Origin of the sequence: Paenibacillus sp. 276b (assembly GCF_900107875.1) — a bacterium.
Lineage (GTDB): Bacteria > Bacillota > Bacilli > Paenibacillales > Paenibacillaceae > Paenibacillus > Paenibacillus marchantiae.
On sequence record NZ_FNRR01000002.1, the window covers coordinates 214,247 to 233,218 of the forward strand.

At 47.9% G+C, this 18,972-nt stretch carries 17 protein-coding genes; 14 read left to right on the top strand and 3 right to left on the bottom strand.

Going from position 1 to position 18,972, the window contains the following annotated elements:
- The first annotated feature begins 132 nt into the window (after nt 1–132).
- The 10 genes from BLV50_RS11775 to BLV50_RS11820 all read left to right on the top strand — a co-directional run bounded on the left by BLV50_RS11775 (nt 133) and on the right by BLV50_RS11820 (nt 11,475).
- Nucleotides 133–2,118, top strand: coding sequence for a CotH kinase family protein (locus tag BLV50_RS11775; protein WP_090807843.1), 1,986 nt, complete (start codon nt 133–135; stop codon nt 2,116–2,118).
- 112 nt (nt 2,119–2,230) lie between these two features.
- Complete coding sequence (locus BLV50_RS11780; RefSeq protein ID WP_072735152.1) at nt 2,231–2,875, top strand: Vat family streptogramin A O-acetyltransferase; 645 nt, start codon at nt 2,231–2,233, stop codon at nt 2,873–2,875.
- A 248-nt stretch (nt 2,876–3,123) separates the two neighbouring features.
- Complete coding sequence (locus tag BLV50_RS11785) at nt 3,124–3,570, top strand: hypothetical protein (protein ID WP_063567839.1); 447 nt, start codon at nt 3,124–3,126, stop codon at nt 3,568–3,570.
- A 54-nt stretch (nt 3,571–3,624) separates the two neighbouring features.
- Nucleotides 3,625–4,824, top strand: a complete 1,200-nt coding sequence (locus BLV50_RS11790) for a sensor histidine kinase (RefSeq protein WP_218135390.1) — start codon at nt 3,625–3,627, stop codon at nt 4,822–4,824.
- A gap of 9 nt (nt 4,825–4,833) precedes the next feature.
- Nucleotides 4,834–5,520 (top strand): response regulator, encoded by a 687-nt coding sequence (locus tag BLV50_RS11795; protein ID WP_079695083.1) that lies wholly within the window; start codon nt 4,834–4,836, stop codon nt 5,518–5,520.
- A gap of 203 nt (nt 5,521–5,723) precedes the next feature.
- Nucleotides 5,724–7,535: an ABC transporter substrate-binding protein gene (locus tag BLV50_RS11800; protein WP_090807846.1), complete on the top strand. Its 1,812-nt coding sequence runs from the start codon at nt 5,724–5,726 to the stop codon at nt 7,533–7,535.
- A gap of 89 nt (nt 7,536–7,624) precedes the next feature.
- Nucleotides 7,625–8,635: an ABC transporter permease gene (locus BLV50_RS11805; protein ID WP_063567843.1), complete on the top strand. Its 1,011-nt coding sequence runs from the start codon at nt 7,625–7,627 to the stop codon at nt 8,633–8,635.
- Between the two features lies 1 nt (nt 8,636).
- A complete protein-coding gene (locus BLV50_RS11810; protein ID WP_063567844.1) occupies nt 8,637–9,473 on the top strand; it encodes an ABC transporter permease in 837 nt (278 codons plus the stop codon).
- Nucleotides 9,474–9,477: 4 nt separating this feature from the next.
- Nucleotides 9,478–10,614: an ABC transporter ATP-binding protein gene (locus BLV50_RS11815; RefSeq protein ID WP_090807848.1), complete on the top strand. Its 1,137-nt coding sequence runs from the start codon at nt 9,478–9,480 to the stop codon at nt 10,612–10,614.
- A gap of 60 nt (nt 10,615–10,674) precedes the next feature.
- Nucleotides 10,675–11,475, top strand: a complete 801-nt coding sequence (locus BLV50_RS11820; RefSeq protein ID WP_063567845.1) for an ABC transporter ATP-binding protein — start codon at nt 10,675–10,677, stop codon at nt 11,473–11,475.
- 271 nt (nt 11,476–11,746) lie between these two features.
- On the opposite strand, the gene BLV50_RS11825 is transcribed toward BLV50_RS11820, so the two are convergent.
- Together BLV50_RS11825 and BLV50_RS11830 are read right to left on the bottom strand one after the other, a co-directional pair.
- Complete coding sequence (locus tag BLV50_RS11825) at nt 11,747–12,019, bottom strand: HU family DNA-binding protein (RefSeq protein ID WP_053783990.1); 273 nt, start codon at nt 12,017–12,019, stop codon at nt 11,747–11,749.
- A gap of 134 nt (nt 12,020–12,153) precedes the next feature.
- Nucleotides 12,154–12,354 carry a cold-shock protein gene (locus BLV50_RS11830; RefSeq protein ID WP_062320808.1) on the bottom strand — a complete coding sequence of 67 codons (201 nt, stop codon included), beginning with the start codon at nt 12,352–12,354 and terminating at the stop codon, nt 12,154–12,156.
- A 169-nt stretch (nt 12,355–12,523) separates the two neighbouring features.
- Between BLV50_RS11830 and BLV50_RS11835 the strand changes: the two genes are divergently transcribed.
- A complete protein-coding gene (locus BLV50_RS11835) occupies nt 12,524–13,450 on the top strand; it encodes a tyrosine-type recombinase/integrase (RefSeq protein ID WP_063567846.1) in 927 nt (308 codons plus the stop codon).
- A 66-nt stretch (nt 13,451–13,516) separates the two neighbouring features.
- On the opposite strand, the gene BLV50_RS11840 is transcribed toward BLV50_RS11835, so the two are convergent.
- Nucleotides 13,517–14,038 carry a hypothetical protein gene (locus BLV50_RS11840; protein ID WP_063567847.1) on the bottom strand — a complete coding sequence of 174 codons (522 nt, stop codon included), beginning with the start codon at nt 14,036–14,038 and terminating at the stop codon, nt 13,517–13,519.
- Nucleotides 14,039–14,255: 217 nt separating this feature from the next.
- Between BLV50_RS11840 and BLV50_RS11845 the strand changes: the two genes are divergently transcribed.
- The 3 genes from BLV50_RS11845 to BLV50_RS11855 are packed head-to-tail and all read left to right on the top strand — an operon-like array spanning nt 14,256 to nt 18,854.
- Complete coding sequence (locus BLV50_RS11845; protein WP_090807850.1) at nt 14,256–15,875, top strand: response regulator; 1,620 nt, start codon at nt 14,256–14,258, stop codon at nt 15,873–15,875.
- Nucleotides 15,872–17,686, top strand: coding sequence for a cache domain-containing sensor histidine kinase (locus tag BLV50_RS11850; RefSeq protein ID WP_090807852.1), 1,815 nt, complete (start codon nt 15,872–15,874; stop codon nt 17,684–17,686). Before BLV50_RS11845 ends, BLV50_RS11850 begins: the two co-directional genes overlap by 4 nt.
- Nucleotides 17,676–18,854 (top strand): sugar ABC transporter substrate-binding protein, encoded by a 1,179-nt coding sequence (locus BLV50_RS11855; RefSeq protein ID WP_177031172.1) that lies wholly within the window; start codon nt 17,676–17,678, stop codon nt 18,852–18,854. Before BLV50_RS11850 ends, BLV50_RS11855 begins: the two co-directional genes overlap by 11 nt.
- Nucleotides 18,855–18,972 lie beyond the last annotated feature (118 nt).

Consider the following 18,972-nt stretch of genomic DNA (forward strand, 5'->3'; position numbering starts at 1 on the left):
TTCAACTTATGTAGCCTGATGGGCTACTTTTTGTTGTGAATCATTTATTTAAGATTCATTAAAGGTTTGTCCTCTACCATGGTTTCATAAGCCTAAGTTGCTTAACAGAAACCAAGAAGGAGGATTCATCATTTGAATAGTTTACTACGTAAAGTTGCAGTAACGGCCTTGTCCGTGACGATGGTAACATCATCTTTTGCCCTGGTAGGAAGCCCGAACGCTGCGTTTGCCGCAGAGGATACAAGCACTAGCACAGGCGTCACGCAAGCCTATGAATCGTTGTTCCAAACGGACAACGTCATTGATGTGAATGTTACGATTGATGATGCAGACTGGAAGAGCATGCTCGAAAGCCCGCTGGATAAGGATTATAAGAAGGTAAGTGTGGAAGTGGACGGCAACAAGCTAGATAACGTTGGTTTCTCCACCAAGGGTAATCTGACTTTGAAATCCGTAGCCTCCATGCAAGATTCTGACCGTTACAGCTTCAGACTGAAGTTCGATAAATACGACAAAACACAAACCTTGCTCGGTCTGGATAAAATGGTCCTGAACAACAACTATTCCGATCCATCGTACATGCGTGAAGTTCTTCACTATGAAGCGCTGCGCAGCATTGGCATGGATGTACCGATGACGAACTACGTTAATCTGTATATCAACGGCGAACTGGTTGGTTTCTATACCGGGGTTGAAGCAGTAGATGACAGCTACCTGGAACGCAATTACGGTGAAGATTATGAGGACGGTGTCCTCTACGATACGGATGAGAAGAGTTACCTGCAATATTCAGAAGGCAGTGACTACAGCACCATCACCGAAGATTTGGGTACGGACGAGAATAAAACCAAACTCAAAAACTTCATCAAAACGCTGAACGACATGCCTGAAGGTGAAAAAGGTGATATCGAGAGTGTGCTGGATGTGGATTCGGCACTGAAATATATCGCGGGCAACATGGTCTTTGGTAACTATGACAGCTATAGCGGCGACAAAGGGCATAACTACATGCTTTACGGAGATGCGGCTGGCAAATTCACCGTCGTACCTTGGGACTTTAACATGTCCTTTAATGGATACTCGGGTGGGGGCGGACGTGGTACAACAACAACTGGATCAACCACGACCAACACCAATGCAACGAACGTATCCGTGGACGAGCCAGTACTGGGCATTAGCATGGAAAATGTACCGATGATCAACAACTTGCTTGAAGTACCCGAGTATAAGGAAAAATACTTGAGCTACGTCAATGAGTTGACGGATTATATGGAAGGCATCCAGGATCGTATCACAGGTCTGGCTGACATCATTCGTCCATATGTAGAAGCAGATCCAACGAAGTTCTACACAACCGAGCAGTTCGAATCCAACATTGCATACTCTGCCAACGCTGATGCAACAGGTGGTATGGGCGGCATGGGTGGTACACCACCAGAAGGATTCGAAGGCATGGCACCACCAGAGGGCATGGAAGGTATGACGCCTCCGGAAGGTTTTGAAGGCATGACACCTCCCGATGGTACAACACCGCCGGATGGCACAACGGGAACAGGAACAACAGACAGCACAGGCAATACCCAGACACGTCCTGGCGGTAACTTTGGCGGAGGCGGAGGTATGGGCTCTATGGCAGCGGGATCGCTGACGACGTTTGCCCTGAACCGACTTGCCAATCTGCAAGAGCAGCTTGGACGTGAAGTAACGCCTTTGCCAGAGACTTCAGAAGATACAGGCACGGATAACGGAACAGGAACGACGGACAAAGCGATTACCGTAACTCTCGATGACAAAGCGATTACGTTCCCGGATCAGGACCCGCTAGAGCAAAGTGGCCGGGTTATGGTACCCGTGAACGCCATCCTTGAAGCTTTGGGTGCAGAAGTAACGTGGGACAAAACAGCGAAAACTGTAACAGCTGTTCTGAATGACCAGACGCTTGTGCTCCAGATCGGAAGCAGCACAGCAACGGTGAATGGTGAAACGCTCGAAATTGATGCACCAGCCATTATCAAAAACAGTCGCACGCTTGTGCCGGTACGCTTCATCTCTGAAGGACTGGGACTGACCGTGGATTGGGATCAAACGGCTGCACAAGTAACACTTACATCCAAATAAGAAAATCTCTCAGGTATAGTTAGTAATGTTGTACTACGGAGAACGAGAAAAGGGATTCGATGATCAGATCGAATCCCTTTCTGGTACAATGAGGGAAAAGGAGGGAACACATATGGCTCCCGATAAAACAAAACTTTTCCCTAATGATAATATTCGTACCGTTTGTTACATTCAGAATTTGCCGCCGCGCTCTAATGTGCTGATCGGTGATTATACGTATTATAGTGACAACAGTCGTCCACCCGAGCAGTTTTATGACCGCATTCAGCATCATTATGATTTCCTAGGCGATCGGCTGGTGATCGGTAAGTTTTGTGCAATTGCCGAAGGTGTGACATTCATTATGAATGGTGCCAATCATCGGATGGAGGGCATGACAACCTATCCCTTCAATATTTTTGGTGGTGGTTGGGAGAGAGTAACTCCTACGCTGGATCAGCTTCCTTTTAAGGGAGACACTGTATTGGGCAATGACGTCTGGATTGGGCAAAATGTAACTATCATGCCGGGTGTCACGATTGGAGACGGTGCCATCGTCGCTTCCAATGCGACAGTCACCAAGGATATCGAGCCTTACACCATTGTGGGTGGCAATCCGGCCAAACCAATCAAAAAGCGTTTCGACGACGAGATCATTGCTTTACTGCTGGAACTGAAATGGTGGGATCAAGATGAGGCGTGGTTGGACACACATTTGGAACGACTGGTCTCTACATACGATCCGCAGACATTGCGTGAGCTTCTGAAGAGTAAGTAGGTTGGTGTACGTAAATTGATTTGCAAAAAAACGAGACTATCGCTGGTTCCTTATGGAGCCAGTTTTTTTATTTTGCACTCCATATGCTCATCATCATCACACTTCATGGAACCTTGCATATCCACAATAAGCCCCTGGATGGAAGAAGTTAAGAGAGCCAATCCATCTATAGGTGGACTTAACTCCCGTTAAATTCGGCTACACTAAATGTAGATCAGAGAACACGTGGAGAAGGTGAGGAAAAAAACATGATGAATATTGTTATTGTAGCTGTCATTGTTCTATTGTTATCGCTAAGGGAGAAGGAAGTGAAGACATCCCGTTTATGGGTCTTTCCAGCGATTATTGCGTATTGGGTGCTTTCGAGCGTAGTAAATACACCATTAACGGTGGGCAACATTCTGTTATATATTGTTTTTCTCATCATAGGTTGCGGGATTGGTGCGTGGCGGGTACATCTGGAACAGCTTCGAATCCATCCAACTACAGGTAAAATGATGTCTAAGGGATCGCTGGCCAGTAGCTTGCTTCTGATCGCGGTTATGGTGTTAAGACAGCTCGCCAGCCAATGGGATGTGCATCATACGGTGGTTTCACTGAGCAATGCTCTTTTGTTTCTACCTCTGGGAAGTATTGCTGCCCGGCGTTATTTTCTGTATGCCAAAGTCCAGCGCTTTCAAGGCAGAGGTGTATAATCATTTCAAACTTTAGGATTGGAAAGGATAGCTATGCAGAACGATTCGAAATGGATGCAGATTCGAAAGGTGGTACTGGATCATACAGCAGATCTTATTTTAACGTTGCTGCTGCTCTCCAGTCTGATCGAGCCCTTCAAAGAATTGGCGTGGGTCGATTTGGGTGCAGGACTGGTCGTTAGACTGCCCTACCTTATGTTGGTTTGGGTTCCACAGTCACTTCGAAATGAGCGGATGCGAACGTTAGGGATATTGGTGATTTGGATGGTGACGCTGCTCTATGCCCAGTTCTTCCAGGCCGAGTATCGCATATTTGAATTAACCTTTTATCTCATCGGATATACTGCGCTAAAATTGCCCATCCATCGTTCTTCGTTGCTTGGCTTCGTTATCATCATCGGGAATGCGGCGCTGCTCTATATGGATGAATACGAACCCAATCAGATTCTGGTGTATTCGATGGCTCACGCTGTAACCTATATTCTATGCTGGGCTGCGAGAATCAGGCGTGAAAGCAGACAGGACAGCAAACGACATTATGAGGAATTGCAGAAGGTGCACGCTGAACTGACACATGCCCATCAGGAGCTTCAGGATACACATCAGGAGTTGGAGCAGGCTACCGTGCGATTGATGCAGTATGCCGTACTTGAAGAACGAAGCCGAATCTCAATGGATTTGCACGACAGTGTTGGTAACCGATTGACATCCATTATTGTTCAGCTTCAGGCATTGCCATATATGATGAAGATGGATGCAGCGGAAGCCGACAAAGCGATGGGTACGGTGCTTGAAGTAGTCCGACAATGTCTCCAGGAGGTTCGGACTGTTGCTCATCAGATGGGCAGCAATGAAGCAGGCCTCGGGCTGGTCGCCTTGACGAGTCTGGTGAATGAGATACGGGAGATGGCAGGTTTCACGATCAAACTGACCCCCCAAGAGCAGACGAGCCTTTGGACGCCAGAAACGTCCGAATTATTGTATCGTGTACTTCAGGAAGCGTTAACGAATATCATTCGTCATGCCCAGGCTTCGCAAGTGAAGGTGGACATCTTGGAGAAGGAGCATCAGCTACATATGATTGTGGAGGACAACGGAATGTATCGCAAAGAGAATCCGATCTCTCCCGGTTTCGGACTGTCGAGTATGAGAGCAAGATGTGAAAGGGCAGGCGGTTCCTTATCCATTGATGCAGTCGATCCACATGGAATGAGGTTAACCCTTACCATTCCTCAAGATGTGAAGGAGAGGTGATGAACAATAATGGAGCAAGACATACAGGACATACGTGTACTCCTCGTGGATGACCAGCATCTGGTCCGGCATGGTTTACGTTTTATTATTAATGCACAGCAGGATATGGAAGTGGTAGGCGAAGCGGGCGGGGGACATGAAGCAGTCCTTCTGGCAGCAGAGGTTCGTCCACATGTCGTATTGATGGATGTGCAGATGGAAGCAGGAGACGGACTGGAAGCGACAGCGGAGCTGATGAAGATACTGCCTGACTGCAAAGTGGTCATCCTGACCACATTCGATCATGAGGACTATGTGTACAAAGGAATACGTGCCGGAGCTGTTGGTTATCTGCTCAAGGATGCGGCGCCGGACGAACTCGTTGATGCGGTTCGTGCTGCATACCGGGGGGAGGCGATCTACCGCACGGCGGTGGCAGCCAAGGTGATCGGTCTTGCTATTCGTTCAACTCCGAGTCATTCGGATTCAGTGAAGGAGACGGTAGCAAACAAACCATTGCCGGAACCGTTTACGGGACGGGAATTGGAGGTTTTGCAGCAGATGGCATATGGATTACGGAATGAGGAGATTGCTCGCAAGCTTTTTATCGGTGAGAGTACGGTCAAGACTCATGTACATCGCATTTTGCAAAAGATTCAGGTGGAAGACCGCACACAGGCGGTCGTCTTTGCCATTCGTAATGGATTCGTCAAGTAAACCGTTCTTGATCTTCTGTGGAGTAGTGATCCAAATTTAGCAAATAACCAGCTGCCCCATGCGGAGCTGGTTATTTTGTATGACCTCAAAAACAATGTCTCAAAATTGAGAAAAGAGATGGAATGTTGTGTGAGATAAGTCATAGAATAACTTTAAGTAAGCGCTTCCAATAACATCAATATGAATTCACGGAGGGGTTCAGAATGCGATTTAAGAGAGCTGCCACACCGCTCGTCGCTCTGTTCATGTCGGTCACATTGTTTGCCGGATGCCAAAGTGTTCAGCCGCCATCAGTAAGTGAACCACAAGGGACGGTGGATACACCGACCACGACAACCCAGAACGAACCTGCACCTCAGACCAACAAGGAGACACCACGTAATGAGACCTTGTATATCAATGGACTGCAATGGGGGCCACCAACCAACTTCAATCTGTTGAGCGGAAATCCCGCATTTCCAGTGAATTACGGCAACTCCAGGGAACTGGTGTACGAAACCCTGTTTATGGTAAACCAGCTGGACGGTGGCCTTGAACCTCTCTTAGGCAATTCGTATGAATGGACGGATGAAACCACTCTGCGTATTGAGTTGAATGCGGATGCGAAGTGGAGCGACGGAACGGCTTTTACTGCAGATGATGTTGTATACACCTATGAACTGGGCAAAAAATACGATATCAACTGGAGCAGCTTCTGGACCTACATCAGTGAAGTGAAAGCAGATGGAGCACAGGCCGTGGAAATTAAGCTGAACCCTGATAACCCCAACAAGCTGACCGTACTGGACAGCATTGAACTGATCCCGATGCTGCCGAAGCATATCTGGGAAGAGATCGAGAAGAAGAACAATAATGATCTGACCGCGATTCGTAAAGAGGTTAATGACAATCCAGTGGGAACCGGAGCCTATAAGCTTCATTTTTACAACGACCAGAAAATTACGATTGTCCGTGACGATAACTACTGGGGGCAGAAATTGTTCGGCAAATTGCCCGCACCGAAGTACATCACTCACGTGATCTACAAGGATAATGCCGCAGGTGATCTGGCGTTCAAGAGTGGGCAAGTGGACGTCTCCCAGCAGTTTATCCCTCAAGTGTGGAAGATGTGGGAAGGCGGGGCTGCTGTAAAAACGTATCTGAAGGATGCGCCGTATTATCTGCCCGGTTCCATGCCAAGCATTTTCTTCAATCTGTCCAAAGCCGGACTCGATAATGCTGACGTTCGCCGTGCGATAGCCATGAGCATCAACTATGACAAAATCTCGGAGCTGGCCATGAGCGGGTATTCCGCGCCAATGCAGCCTTCCCTGACCTTGATCTCGGACGCCGAGTCCAAATATATTGACCAAGATGCCATCAAGTCGTTGCAATGGACGATGGATATTGAAGGAGCCAACGCTCTGCTCGACAAGATTGGAGCAACCAAAGGTAAAGACGGCATCCGTGTTCTTAACGGCAAACGCCTTGGACCTTTCGAGGTTGAATGTCCTTACGGCTGGTCTGACTGGAACGCTGCCCTGGAGATCGTAGCGCAGAGCGCCAAGGCCATAGGGATTGAGATTCGCACCAAATTCCCGGAATCCCCGGTATGGACCAATGATCTGCAAACCGGCAAATTCGATATTATCATGAACACGCCTGCAGGCGGGGTCAGCCCAAGCCAGCCGTGGAACCGTGCGATGACGATCATGTACTCCAAAGGGGTTGCCCCAATGGGTGAGATGGCTTTCTGGAACTGGGGACGGTACCAGAATGACCGTGCAGACGCCATTATTGAAGAGATTCCATCCGTGTCTGACGAGGCGAAGCTGAAGTCACTGTACACTGAACTGAATACCATCTGGCTGAAAGATATCCCTTCTATTCCGCTAATGTACAGACCATGGGTGTTTGACACCGTGAACGAATCGGTTTGGAAAGGTTTCCCGACAGAAGGAGATGGCACCAACATTCCGCCGCAAATCTCGATGGACGGCGCAGGTATTAAGGCATTGTATCAGATCCACAATTAAGGAACTCATATTGAATCAGGACACGATGAAGTGACACGCCACTTCAGACATAAGGCCCTTATCCGCTAAACTCGGGGGTGCTAAATCCTATGAATGCCTATTCCAGATATGTCGCCAAAAAAGTATTCTGGTACGGCCTGACCCTGGTCATTGCCATCGGACTGAATTTTATTTTGCCTAGACTGATTGAAGGTAACCCGGTGAGCATGATCGCTTCCAAAATGACGTCAGGGATGACTGACTCGGATTCCATCAAGCGGGTGTATGAGACGTTTACGGTTGAATTCGGCATTGATCAGCCACTATGGACCCAATTCGGCATCTATTTGAAAAATCTGTTCACAGGCAATCTGGGCACGTCCTTTGGACTGTATCCGAAGCCTGTGACGGACATTCTGGCCTCCGCCGTCCCTTGGACGGTGGGGCTTCAACTTCCGGCCATCCTGGTCGGCTGGATCATTGGTAATTTGCTCGGTGCGATTGCAGCGTACCGGAAAGGTGTTTTTGATAAAGTACTGTTTCCGGTAGCTTTATTTATCAATTCCATTCCTTTTTTTACTCTGGCTATTATTATGCTGTATGTCTTTGCGTTATCACTGAAATGGTTCCCTTTATCGGGCGGATATGACTTCCAGATGGTACCGCAGCTGAGCTTCGACTTTATCATGTCCGTGGTTCGCCACCATACCTTGCCGTTCCTCTCCATCGTGCTTGTGACCATTGGTGGTCAGGCCATTGGCATGCGGGAGATGTCCATCTATGAGCTGAATTCAGACTATGTGTTATACAGCAAACTGCTGGGTATTCGCGACGGCCGAATTGCGCGTTATGTGTTTCGTAACGCTATGCTGCCGCAAATTACGGGACTTGCGCTCTCCATCGGTACGATGGTAGGTGGGTCACTCATCTGTGAGATTGTCTTCAGTTATCCAGGCATCGGCACATGGTTGTTCACGGCCATAAGGCAACTGGATTACCCACTAATCTCGGGGTGTACGCTGCTGATTGCCATTGCTGTATTGCTTGCAAATTTCACTATTGATGTCATCTACGGTTTCATTGACCCGCGCATCAAGGCCGCTCAAATGGAGGAACAGTGATATGAAGCATTCGATCTCTATTTTGCTGAAGTCACCCAAATTCATGATCGGCGCGGTGACTTTTGTCGGCATGCTGCTCTTGGTTACGATCTATCCGCTCATTAATCGCAGTGATCCCCTCGAGATGATTGCGATGGCGTTCCAGCCACCTGGCGATGGCCTGCTGCTAGGATCGGACAATTTTGGACGGGATATTTTCCTTGAATTGATGTATGGCATCCAGACATCCGTACGTGTGGGGCTAATTGCAGGTGTGTTTGCGACCGTTATCGGTTTGGTTATGGGTCTGGTGTCGGGATATATCGGGGGAATGCTGGATAACTTTCTGACGGCGATCACCAATATTTTCATTGTTATTCCTTCGTTCATCATCCTGATCTTGATCTCCGTCAGCATTGATTCACGCAGTTCCCTGGTGACGGCGATCATTATCGGTATAACTAGCTGGCCTTGGACGGCCCGGGCTGTGCGAGCCCAGACGACATCTCTGCGTAGCCGGGATCATGTGCATATTGCAAAAATTTCGGGACACAGTACGCCGCGTATCATTATCCATGAGATTTTGCCCTATATCGCGTCTTATGTGGTGATGGCTTTTGTGCTCCAGACGGCATCGGGCATTCTGTCCGAAGCATCCATCTCCATGCTGGGACTGGGGCCGTATAATACGATCTCACTCGGCATCCTGATGAACTGGGCACTGGTGTTTGAAGCGCCAGTAGCAGGGGCGTGGTGGGCGTTCATTCCTGCGGCGCTGGCGATTGCCGTCATTACCTTCTCGCTTTATCTGATGAATACGGGCATGGACGAAATTTTTAATCCGAAAATAAGGAGCTAAGACCATGAACCAACCTATACTTCAGGTCAGCGGTCTGAAAACCTATTACCGTACCCGGCTCAAGGAGAATGTCTTTGCCGTCGACGGGGTGGAGTTCGGACTGAAAGAAGGGCAGACGCTGGGCATTGCAGGTGAATCGGGCTGTGGAAAATCGACGCTGGCGCTCAGCCTGATGGGCTTTTATTTCCCGCCGCTTCATTATGGCAGTGGTTCGATCCGGATTAATGGTACCGATATTATGCAGCTGAACAAAGAGCAGCTTCGTTCGCGCATTCTGGGCAAGGAAATTGCTTATATTCCGCAGGCTGCCATGAATGCACTGAACCCAACGCTGCGTATTATCAGGTTTATTGAAGATATCATGAAGGAGCATCGTCCGGAGATGAAACGGTCGGATGTGCGGAAGATGGCTACGGAGCGCTTCCAATCACTGAACTTGTCGCCGGATGTGCTGGATATGTATCCAAATGAATTATCCGGCGGCATGAAGCAGCGAACGGTTATCGCCATCTCAACAATTCTGAATCCCAACGTGCTCATTGCGGATGAACCTACTTCGGCACTGGATGTAACCTCCCAGAAGGCGGTCATTCGTCTATTGAAGGATTTGTTGAAGCGCAAAGTAATCAAATCACTGGTGTTCATCACGCATGAGCTGCCGCTACTGTACCATGTCACGGATGAAATTATGGTGATGTATGCCGGTGAGATTGTGGAACGAGGCACGGCAGAGCAGATGATTTTCAATCCGCTGCATCCGTACACTCGCAAACTGATGGGCTCCATCATTGTGCCGGAAGAGGGCATGAAGGAGCACAAACTGGCTGCCATTCCTGGTGCACCACCAAATCTGAAGAATGTGCCGGAAGGCTGCCGCTTTGCAGAGCGCTGTACACTGGTGACCGACGAGTGCCGCCAGGGCAAAATCGAGAACATTCATGTCGATGGGCGCCTATATCGCTGTCTCCTGACACCAGAAATGCTGGAGCAGATCAGGGAGCAGGAGCAGGACAGTCACTTACAGCAGGAGAGCATGAACGAAGAGCCCCAGGAGAGGGAAGAAAATCAGGAGGAGAATGACTCAAATAAAGAAGATGTCCGAGATGTTCAATCTGACACAGACGATATCGCAGACCAATGAAATGATTCTTTCTGGGCGTAATGGGCTCGGATCAAGGCTCCCCGAAAGGAGTGAGGTAGTATGGCGATGGGCAAGGTGCTGATCAGCGGCCGCCATCTGACCAAGGTGTACGGTACTGGCAATCGCAAAAAGGCAGCCGTGGACGATGTGAGCTTTGATTTTCATGAAGGGGAGATTATCTCCATTGTCGGAGAGAGTGGCAGTGGCAAGACGACACTCGCGAAAATGATCATGGGCTTGCTCAAGGAAACGGGTGGAGCGATTGAATACGATGGCAAGCCCAGACAAATGAAGCGGTACCGTGAGCGTAAAGCCTATTGGAAGGATATACAGGCCATTTTCCAGGACCCGTTCTCTTCGTTCAACGTATTTCACCGGGTGGAAAAGCTGCTGGTGGACTGTATCAAACTTCAGGGGCTGAAGCTGAACAAGGACGAGGAATATGCCAAAATGAAGGAAGCCTGTTCTTTCGTCAACTTGAAGTTCGAAGAGTTATACAACAAATATCCGTTTGAGCTGTCCGGTGGACAGATGCAACGGCTCATGATTGCCCGCATTTTCATGCTGCATCCTAAGGTGTTGATCGCCGATGAACCAACGTCCATGGTGGACGCATGCTCGCGTTCAACGATTCTGGATATGCTGCTCAAGCTGCGCGATGAGAACCGCATGACGATTGTGTTTATTACGCACGACGTGGGTCTGGCTTATTATGTGAGCGACACGATCTGTATTATGGAGCATGGACGAATGGTGGAGGCGGGGAGAGCGGAGGAAGTTATTCACCATGCGGAGCATCCCTATACCAAACAATTAATCAATGACGTACCCAAAATTCATTCTCCCTGGGTGCTCGATTAACACAAATCAAGCCCTGGACCGTTTTGAGCGGAACAGGGCTTCTTATTGTCCAAGATGAAAGGTTCGTTTTAGCGAGTGGGTAGTTGTGGTGTCTGTGCAGACTCTGTTGATGGGGGTGTTGAATGGGTGTGATCTTCCGCGTTATTCTGGTCTGTCTGCTTGCCCGAATAAAAGTTAATGATATCATCAACCGTAGAAAACACGACATTTACATCAAAATGTTCGTTGTGTGTTTGAATAAAAACCTCTTTTCCGATCTTGTTGTTGCTGTTTAGTTTAGAGCTTCTTTCATTGTTAATCCTGCTGTGAATACAGGAACTTTACCTGCTGGAAGTTGAATTTCCTTACCAGTTCGACGGCTTTTACCCATACGTGCTTCACGATTACGCACTTCGAATTTGCCGAATCCAACCAGTTGAACCTCTTTACCTTCTTTTAAAGCTTCCAAAATCGAATCCAGTACAACCGTTACGGCCTTTTCAGCGTTCTTTTTGGAGAATCCGCCGTTTTTGGCTACTTCTGTGATCAATTGTTCTTTATCCATTTGTCATACCTCACTTTTCGTTTTTGGATGATAAGTTTATGAAGTCAGCATTTTGAAAGACGCTCTTTGAATCTATGCAAAATGCTCATGTAATAAAACAAAAAGCTGCCTTGTACAAGGCAGCTTTAATATAATTAAACTTTAGTAACGTTCTCAGCCTGTGGACCACGGTTACCTTGAGTTACTTCGAATTGGACGCGTTGTCCTTCATCCAATGTTTTGAAACCGTCGCCTTGAATTGCACTGAAATGAACGAATACGTCTGTTCCTTCTTCAGTTTCGATAAAGCCAAATCCTTTGTCCGCGTTAAACCATTTCACTGTACCTGTTTGCATGTAGTTCCTCCAAAAAATAAGTTTTTAAACGACCATTTTGAAAAGGTTAATTTTAGAATCAACGCTAATCAGGTATATTCAACCCACAGACTTGATGTCCGCTAATGTATCGATTAATATGATAATACCATGTCCGCTAATATAAGTCAAGATTTGGAGGTTTTTTCTAATGGATAAGGGTTGTGGTACTTCGGTACAAGGGGAAATGGTTGTTCAGGAATTCATACATATGCTTACGAACCAGGGAGAATTGACTCCCAAAACCTTGAAGGAATATGCGAGTGATTTGAAGCATTTTACCGAATGGTATATAGGGAACGATTCTCGGAGTGAAGAGATCTCATTTCGAATCGAAGACGTGCATACATCGACTTTGGTCCGTTATCGGGAAGATTCACAAAAGGTAATGCAATTGAAGCCGTCTACCATTAATCGCAGACTGATTACATTGAAGCGTTTTTTTAAGTGGGCTTCATCGGAAGCCAGGATTAGCAGTAATCCTTCCAAACCTTTGAAATTCATTCCGGAAGACAAGGTTAGCCCCCGCCGAATGACCACCGAGGAAGAACAATCATTCATATCTGCCGTCGAAGACGGTAACTCGCTTCGGGATCAGACCATCCTTACCCTCATGTTTCATACCGGTATACGAACGATGGAGATATGCAACCTCGCTCCCGGTGATATTGAATTGGGCAAAAGAAGCGGGCAACTTACCGTGCGGGCCGATAAACGAAACGGTCAACGGAAAATTCCGCTGAACATGACATGTATTGCTTTGTTGAAGATGTACATGGTTGGCCTCGCACCGGATAGTCCTTACCTGTTTCCTTCCGAGAAAACCAGTGATCGCTTAACGGAGAGGGCGCTGCGCCATTTGATCAAAAAGGTGATGACTACAGCCGGTCTGGAAGGGCTAAGTTCCCATGATCTGCGTCATCGGTTCGGATACGCTATGGCCGAGCATACACCACTGCATCGCTTGGCAGAAATGATGGGGCATATCAACCCGGATACCACGATGATTTATGTGAAGGGGTTAAATGCCAATTTATCTTTGTCAGCAGAAGAGGATGGAGAAACGGAACCGCATTAAAGTACATGCAGCACTCTTTATGAGGGAGTACGAATGGATATAGGATCAATGATGCCCTGACCCACTTCAAGTGGATGAGGGTTGTTTGGTTATCCAAGAATGACTTACATCCCATTCAGACTTGTTGTTTGCATTGATTTGCAATTCTAATGTAATCATGGCATAGGTGCCATCAAGCTTTTCCCAAAAAAGTATCGCCTTTGTATGATCGGGATGTAAAAGCAAGGCAGGCATGACATCTCCGTTTTCCAGCATGGTTCTTCGTTCGTTACTATAATAGGCAGCGATGAAGGAAGAGTGCTCTTCACGGGGAAGGGTGTTTAATGAATCCTCCAAGCTGTAAAACAGGTTCCATTCAGTTATATTCTCCTTCTCACTATTCTCATTCAGCGTGGTACGTATCGCCTTTATTCCTCCCCTCCATGATTTTGTTAATTTCTCTTGAAGTTCTTGAGGTTGGTTCTCCCAGAGTGAAGACTCGGTGGATGCTTCAAATCGATCGGTTCGAATCGTCTCCGTGATTGCACCGCTGCAATTTAATATTGCGGCAATACCGGTCGTTATCATTCCGGATTTCAAGTAATTCATCAGTTAATGGATTCCTTTCCTATTTCTCAATTTACTCCTTTCAATAATTTACCTTATATTTCGTTTGTGAGCGCTCATTATATCAATCTTATCATCTTAAAAGTAAGCGATTACATAATTAAATTTATATTGTATATTATGATGGCAACCTTGGATCATATCGACATATACATTATTGCTTGGGCTTATGGCCCCTTAAATAAAGGAGGAATCTGACGTGTACCGGGTATTGCTGGTGGATGATGAAGAGGATGTACGCGAAGGGTTGGTTGTAGAGGTAGATTGGGAAGCGCTCGATCTGCGCATAGTTGGTCTGGCGGAGAATGGACGTGAAGCACTGGAGATGGCCGAACGAGTGGAGCCGGATATTGTGGTAACGGATATCAGCATGCCATTTATGGATGGACTTGAACTTGCTCGAAGGTTGCGGGAGCGCAATCCGCTTGTGAAAGTGGTGATTTTGACTGGATATGATGAATTCGACTACGCCCGACAAGCGGTCTCGCTGAGTGTGGATGAATACTTACTGAAGCCATTCTCGGCGGGGCATCTGACAGAACTGCTTACAAGGTTGCGTGCGCAGATGGCGGCTGAAGTGGCCGAACGAGAGGATGTACAGCAGCTGCGCGACCATTATTATACAAGCCTGCCCCTGTTACAGGCGGACCTGATGGCCACTTTGCTGCATCGGCAAAAATCACCGGAATATATCCATGGCAAAGCAAAGCAATGCGGACTGGATCTGCATGGTGAACGCTATGGAGTATCCGTATTGACCCTTCATATGGACGGAGACCAATCTGCGGATGCGGAGTTGAAGCAGTTCGCTGCGCTGAACATTGCCGCAGAGGTATGGACGGAACACGGGGCCGGACATGCTTTTATGCATCAGGAGACGATTGTGCTGCTCTATGTAGATCGGTGGGGTGGAGAAGATGGGGAGAAACGACAGCAGCAGGCGCTGGAAAATGTAATGCGCAGCATCAATCACTATCTGCGTATTCCTGCCACTGTTGGATCGGGCTCAATCGTGAACACACTGGCAGGTGTGAAGCATGCCTATGAGGATGCACTACTGGCACTGGATTATCGACTTGTACCGGGGACCGATCCCCTTATCTATATTGCAGATGTGGAGCGGCAGACGGCGGGCAAATTGCGTTTTGACGAGTTGAAGCAGCAAACGCTGACACGTTGTCTGAAAGCGGGTACGCAGGCGGAGCTGGAGGACGCGCTAGAGATCATTTTCCGGGAAATTACGGTGGAGCATGGGCGAAGTGACATTCAACTGTATCTGATTGAAGTTTTAACAAACGTTTGGAAGGCAGCTCAGGCATCGGGCGAGGCCATGAAGGACATTTTTGGGGCAGGGTTCCAGTTGTATGCCGATTTGTTCCGTTTGCCTGGGTTGTCTGAGGCACAAGGTAAGGTGCATGAGGTTTGTCTGCTCGTTCAACATCGCATTGCCAGCGGAAGGCAGCATGTCTATAAGGATATTGTGGAACAGGCATTGTCGTTTACCAAAGAACACTACGCCGATCCGGATCTGTCCATTCAGAAAGTATGTGGGCATCTGCATATCAGTTCGGGTTATTTTTGTGGCATTTTCAAAAAAGAAGTACAGCTTACCTTCCTGCAATATCTGATGCAAATCCGTATGGAGGCGGCCAAGGAGTTGCTTCGATCCACAGAGATGAAGTCGTTTGAGATTGCTGGTCAGGTAGGTTTCGCAGAACCGAATTATTTCAGTTTTTGCTTCAAAAAACATATCGGCGTCTCGCCCAAAGAATATCGCAAACAGACTGCACTAACAGCTAGTGAAGGCCCAAACCGATGAGAACGTTTGCCGGATGGATAAGATCCCTTTGGCTCAAGCTTCGGTCCAGGCTGCGTTCATCCAGAGTCAGCAGTATCCGCTTTATTATTACATGGTCCTTCTCTGTCTTCATTGTATTGGTGCTGACCATCATGGCGATGCTGCTGCATGACAAATTCACGCAGGCCGCGGAGCGAAGTGCGGAGCTGACGACGAGGCAGATCGTGGATCAGGTCAGTTACAATCTGGAGGATTATGTTCGCAGCATGTCGCATCTGTATCGAGCCATCGAAGAACATATGCTGCGGGATGGCACGTGGGAAGGGGATCAGGTAGATAAACAGCTGGATACGCTGCTTAGCAGCCGCGAAGATATCATCTCCATTACTTTGTTGGATTCAACAGGGCATTTGCTCAAGAATAGACCTTCAGCTGAATTAAAACCGAGTGCGCATGTAACACAGCAAGGGTGGTTTCAATCTGCACTCCGAGTGCCGGATCACCTTAGTTTCTCACTGCCTCATATCCAGAACATGTACACAGGCCCATACAAATGGGTCGTTTCTATGAGCAAAGGCATTACTGTACGTCAAAATGGTCAGGATCGGCAGGTCATTCTGCTGGTGGATATCAACTTCAAACAAATGGACGAACTGAGCCGCCGAGTCAGTCTGGGGCAGCGGGGATACGTCTACATTATCGACGAAAGTGCAGGCAATATCGTCTACCATCCGCAGCAGCAATTGATGTACATGGGGCTCAAAAGTGAAAATATCGAACAGGCACTGGTTGCAACCGGCAGTTATGAAGATGAGGCGGATGGGCAGAAAAGGTTGAATGCGGTCAAGTCTGTCGCCAATATTGGATGGAAAATCGTAGGTGTGGCCTATCTGGATGAGATCATGACAACCCGCCAGGAGGTCAATGGATATCTGATTCGGGTACTGCTGGTTGTGCTGGTACTGGTCATCCTCGTCTCGCTGTTCCTCTCTTCCAGTCTGACACGTCCGATTCGGCGGATGGAACGAAAGATGAAGGCTGTGGAGCGAGGGGATTTTAACGTGGAGCTACCCATTGAAGGGCCGCTGGAAGTGGAACGTTTATCCCGTCGTTTTAACCTGATGGTCTATAAAATCCGGACCTTGATGAATGAAATCATTCATGAACAGGAGCAGAAGCGTCGTCTCGAACTGGAAGCTTTGCAGGCTCAGATCAATCCACATTTCCTCTACAACACGTTGAATTCGGTCGTGCGTATGGTGGGCATGAGCCGGAATGAGGAAGTCATTACGATGATCACTTCGTTATCCCGATTGTTTCGCATCAGTCTCAGTCAAGGCAAAACGATTATTACGGTCAGGGAAGAACTGGAGCACGCCCACCATTACCTGACGATTCAGCATATGCGGTTCAAGCGTAAATTTAATTTTAGCATGAAGGCAGATGAGGATACGCTGGACTGCCTGACACTTAAGCTGGTGCTTCAGCCACTCATTGAAAATGCGATCGTGCATGGCATTGAATATCATATGGACGAGGGATGTATTGAGATTCGTGTATACCGGGAGGACGACAAGCTGGTTTTTCGCATTACGGATAATGGGGTCGGCATGACGGAAGAGCAGATGTCGAAACTTCTAATGGGCAGTCCTATCGTGAAAAGTGGTGCAGGATCAGGTGTAGCTGTACGCAATGTGCATGATCGGATTCAGCTTTATTATGGCGAAACTTACGGTCTTGAATTCGAGAGTGAGCTGGAAGAAGGCACAACCGTCTGGATTCGCATTCCGATCCAATCGGAACGAGAGGAGGACGATGCGCATGAAAGCTAATAAGATCAATAGAACGGACTGGATGGGTCATCTAGTTATGAAAATAAACATCTGCCCTCGCGTGGAAGTCATACGGATGAGAGTCCATCTCCTTCGTTACATGGCCATGACAATTGCAATCTGCTGCCTGTTGTTATGTATGGCATGCGGTATGTCGAATGCTGATCCGGCGGGATCACCGCCGCGTATTGCACTGATTACGCCTGCGGGAACCGGAGAACTTGCAGAAGCGATACGTCTTGGGGCCGAAGCGGCTGCCAAAGAAGCGGGAGCGGAGCTTATTACGGTGGAGGCTTTCCCCTCGGAAGGGTTAACTTACGCGCCTTCTAACCCTGACTTCACAGCAGAACAGGGAAAGGTGAAGCAAGAGCATTTGCAAAATGGGACTTATTCACTGAGCGAGCGTGAACAAGCCCAGGTGGATGCGGTATCACTGGCACTGGAGCAGGGAGCATCGGCCCTGTTGATCGATCCCTTGAGTGAGAAGACACTCAGCGACATCATTCAGAAGGCACAGACTAAAGATGCCAACGGAGTGATTACTCCCGTCATTTTGTTGAATGATGAATTTCCTGTTAAAGGCATAACAAGTGTTATCTCGATAGATAACGTTGAAGCTGGACGGCAGGCGGGTCAGGCCATGGCTGTGCTTCTGGGAGGGCGAGGACGTATAGCCCTGCTTGGTCCTGATCCTGTAAATCCTGTTCTGATTAACCGGGAGCTAGGAATAGAGGAATCACTGGCTCAATACCCGGACATTCATGTGGAGGCCCAATCCGTATGCAGCACACGGGATGCTTGCTGGCAGGCGGCGAAGCAACTGCTTGACCAGCAGCAGGTGAACGGGATGATTGCCCTTCAGGAACCTGCTTCTCTGGGGGCAGCGGATGAACTGAATCGACGTACGTCCGAGAACAATGGGAACAAGGTGAAGATTGTGGGATTTGGCAGTGAACAGCAGCAGTTAGAGCAGTTACAGGAAGGCAGAATTCAGCACTTGATTGTGCAAAATGGATTCAGTGCAGGTTATCTTGGTTTGAATCAGGCCGTTGCACGGTTGAACAACCAACAGGTGCAAGCCAGGGTAACACTGGAAACGAAGTTGGTCAGTACGGACAATATGTTCTGGATGGATAATCAGAAGTTGTTGTTTCCTTTTGTACAATAAAGGCTCAATTGAGGAAGATTTCGATAAAACAGAGGAAGATATTGTATTCGAATTTATTGTAAACCCTTTCATAATAAAGACATCGGTAAAGCCGAATGAACTTGGGGGAGGTCATTAG

Coding starts and splice junctions, on each gene's coding strand:
- BLV50_RS11780 (WP_072735152.1), top strand. CDS start 2,231: ATGGCTCCCGATAAAACAAAACTTTTCCCTAATGATAATATTCGTACC.
- BLV50_RS11785 (WP_063567839.1), top strand. CDS start 3,124: ATGATGAATATTGTTATTGTAGCTGTCATTGTTCTATTGTTATCGCTA.
- BLV50_RS11790 (WP_218135390.1), top strand. CDS start 3,625: ATGCAGATTCGAAAGGTGGTACTGGATCATACAGCAGATCTTATTTTA.
- BLV50_RS11795 (WP_079695083.1), top strand. CDS start 4,834: ATGGAGCAAGACATACAGGACATACGTGTACTCCTCGTGGATGACCAG.
- BLV50_RS11800 (WP_090807846.1), top strand. CDS start 5,724: ATGCGATTTAAGAGAGCTGCCACACCGCTCGTCGCTCTGTTCATGTCG.
- BLV50_RS11805 (WP_063567843.1), top strand. CDS start 7,625: ATGAATGCCTATTCCAGATATGTCGCCAAAAAAGTATTCTGGTACGGC.
- BLV50_RS11810 (WP_063567844.1), top strand. CDS start 8,637: ATGAAGCATTCGATCTCTATTTTGCTGAAGTCACCCAAATTCATGATC.
- BLV50_RS11815 (WP_090807848.1), top strand. CDS start 9,478: ATGAACCAACCTATACTTCAGGTCAGCGGTCTGAAAACCTATTACCGT.
- BLV50_RS11820 (WP_063567845.1), top strand. CDS start 10,675: ATGGCGATGGGCAAGGTGCTGATCAGCGGCCGCCATCTGACCAAGGTG.
- BLV50_RS11825 (WP_053783990.1), bottom strand. CDS start 12,019: ATGGATAAAGAACAATTGATCACAGAAGTAGCCAAAAACGGCGGATTC.
- BLV50_RS11830 (WP_062320808.1), bottom strand. CDS start 12,354: ATGCAAACAGGTACAGTGAAATGGTTTAACGCGGACAAAGGATTTGGC.
- BLV50_RS11835 (WP_063567846.1), top strand. CDS start 12,524: ATGGATAAGGGTTGTGGTACTTCGGTACAAGGGGAAATGGTTGTTCAG.
- BLV50_RS11840 (WP_063567847.1), bottom strand. CDS start 14,038: ATGAATTACTTGAAATCCGGAATGATAACGACCGGTATTGCCGCAATA.
- BLV50_RS11850 (WP_090807852.1), top strand. CDS start 15,872: ATGAGAACGTTTGCCGGATGGATAAGATCCCTTTGGCTCAAGCTTCGG.
- BLV50_RS11855 (WP_177031172.1), top strand. CDS start 17,676: ATGAAAGCTAATAAGATCAATAGAACGGACTGGATGGGTCATCTAGTT.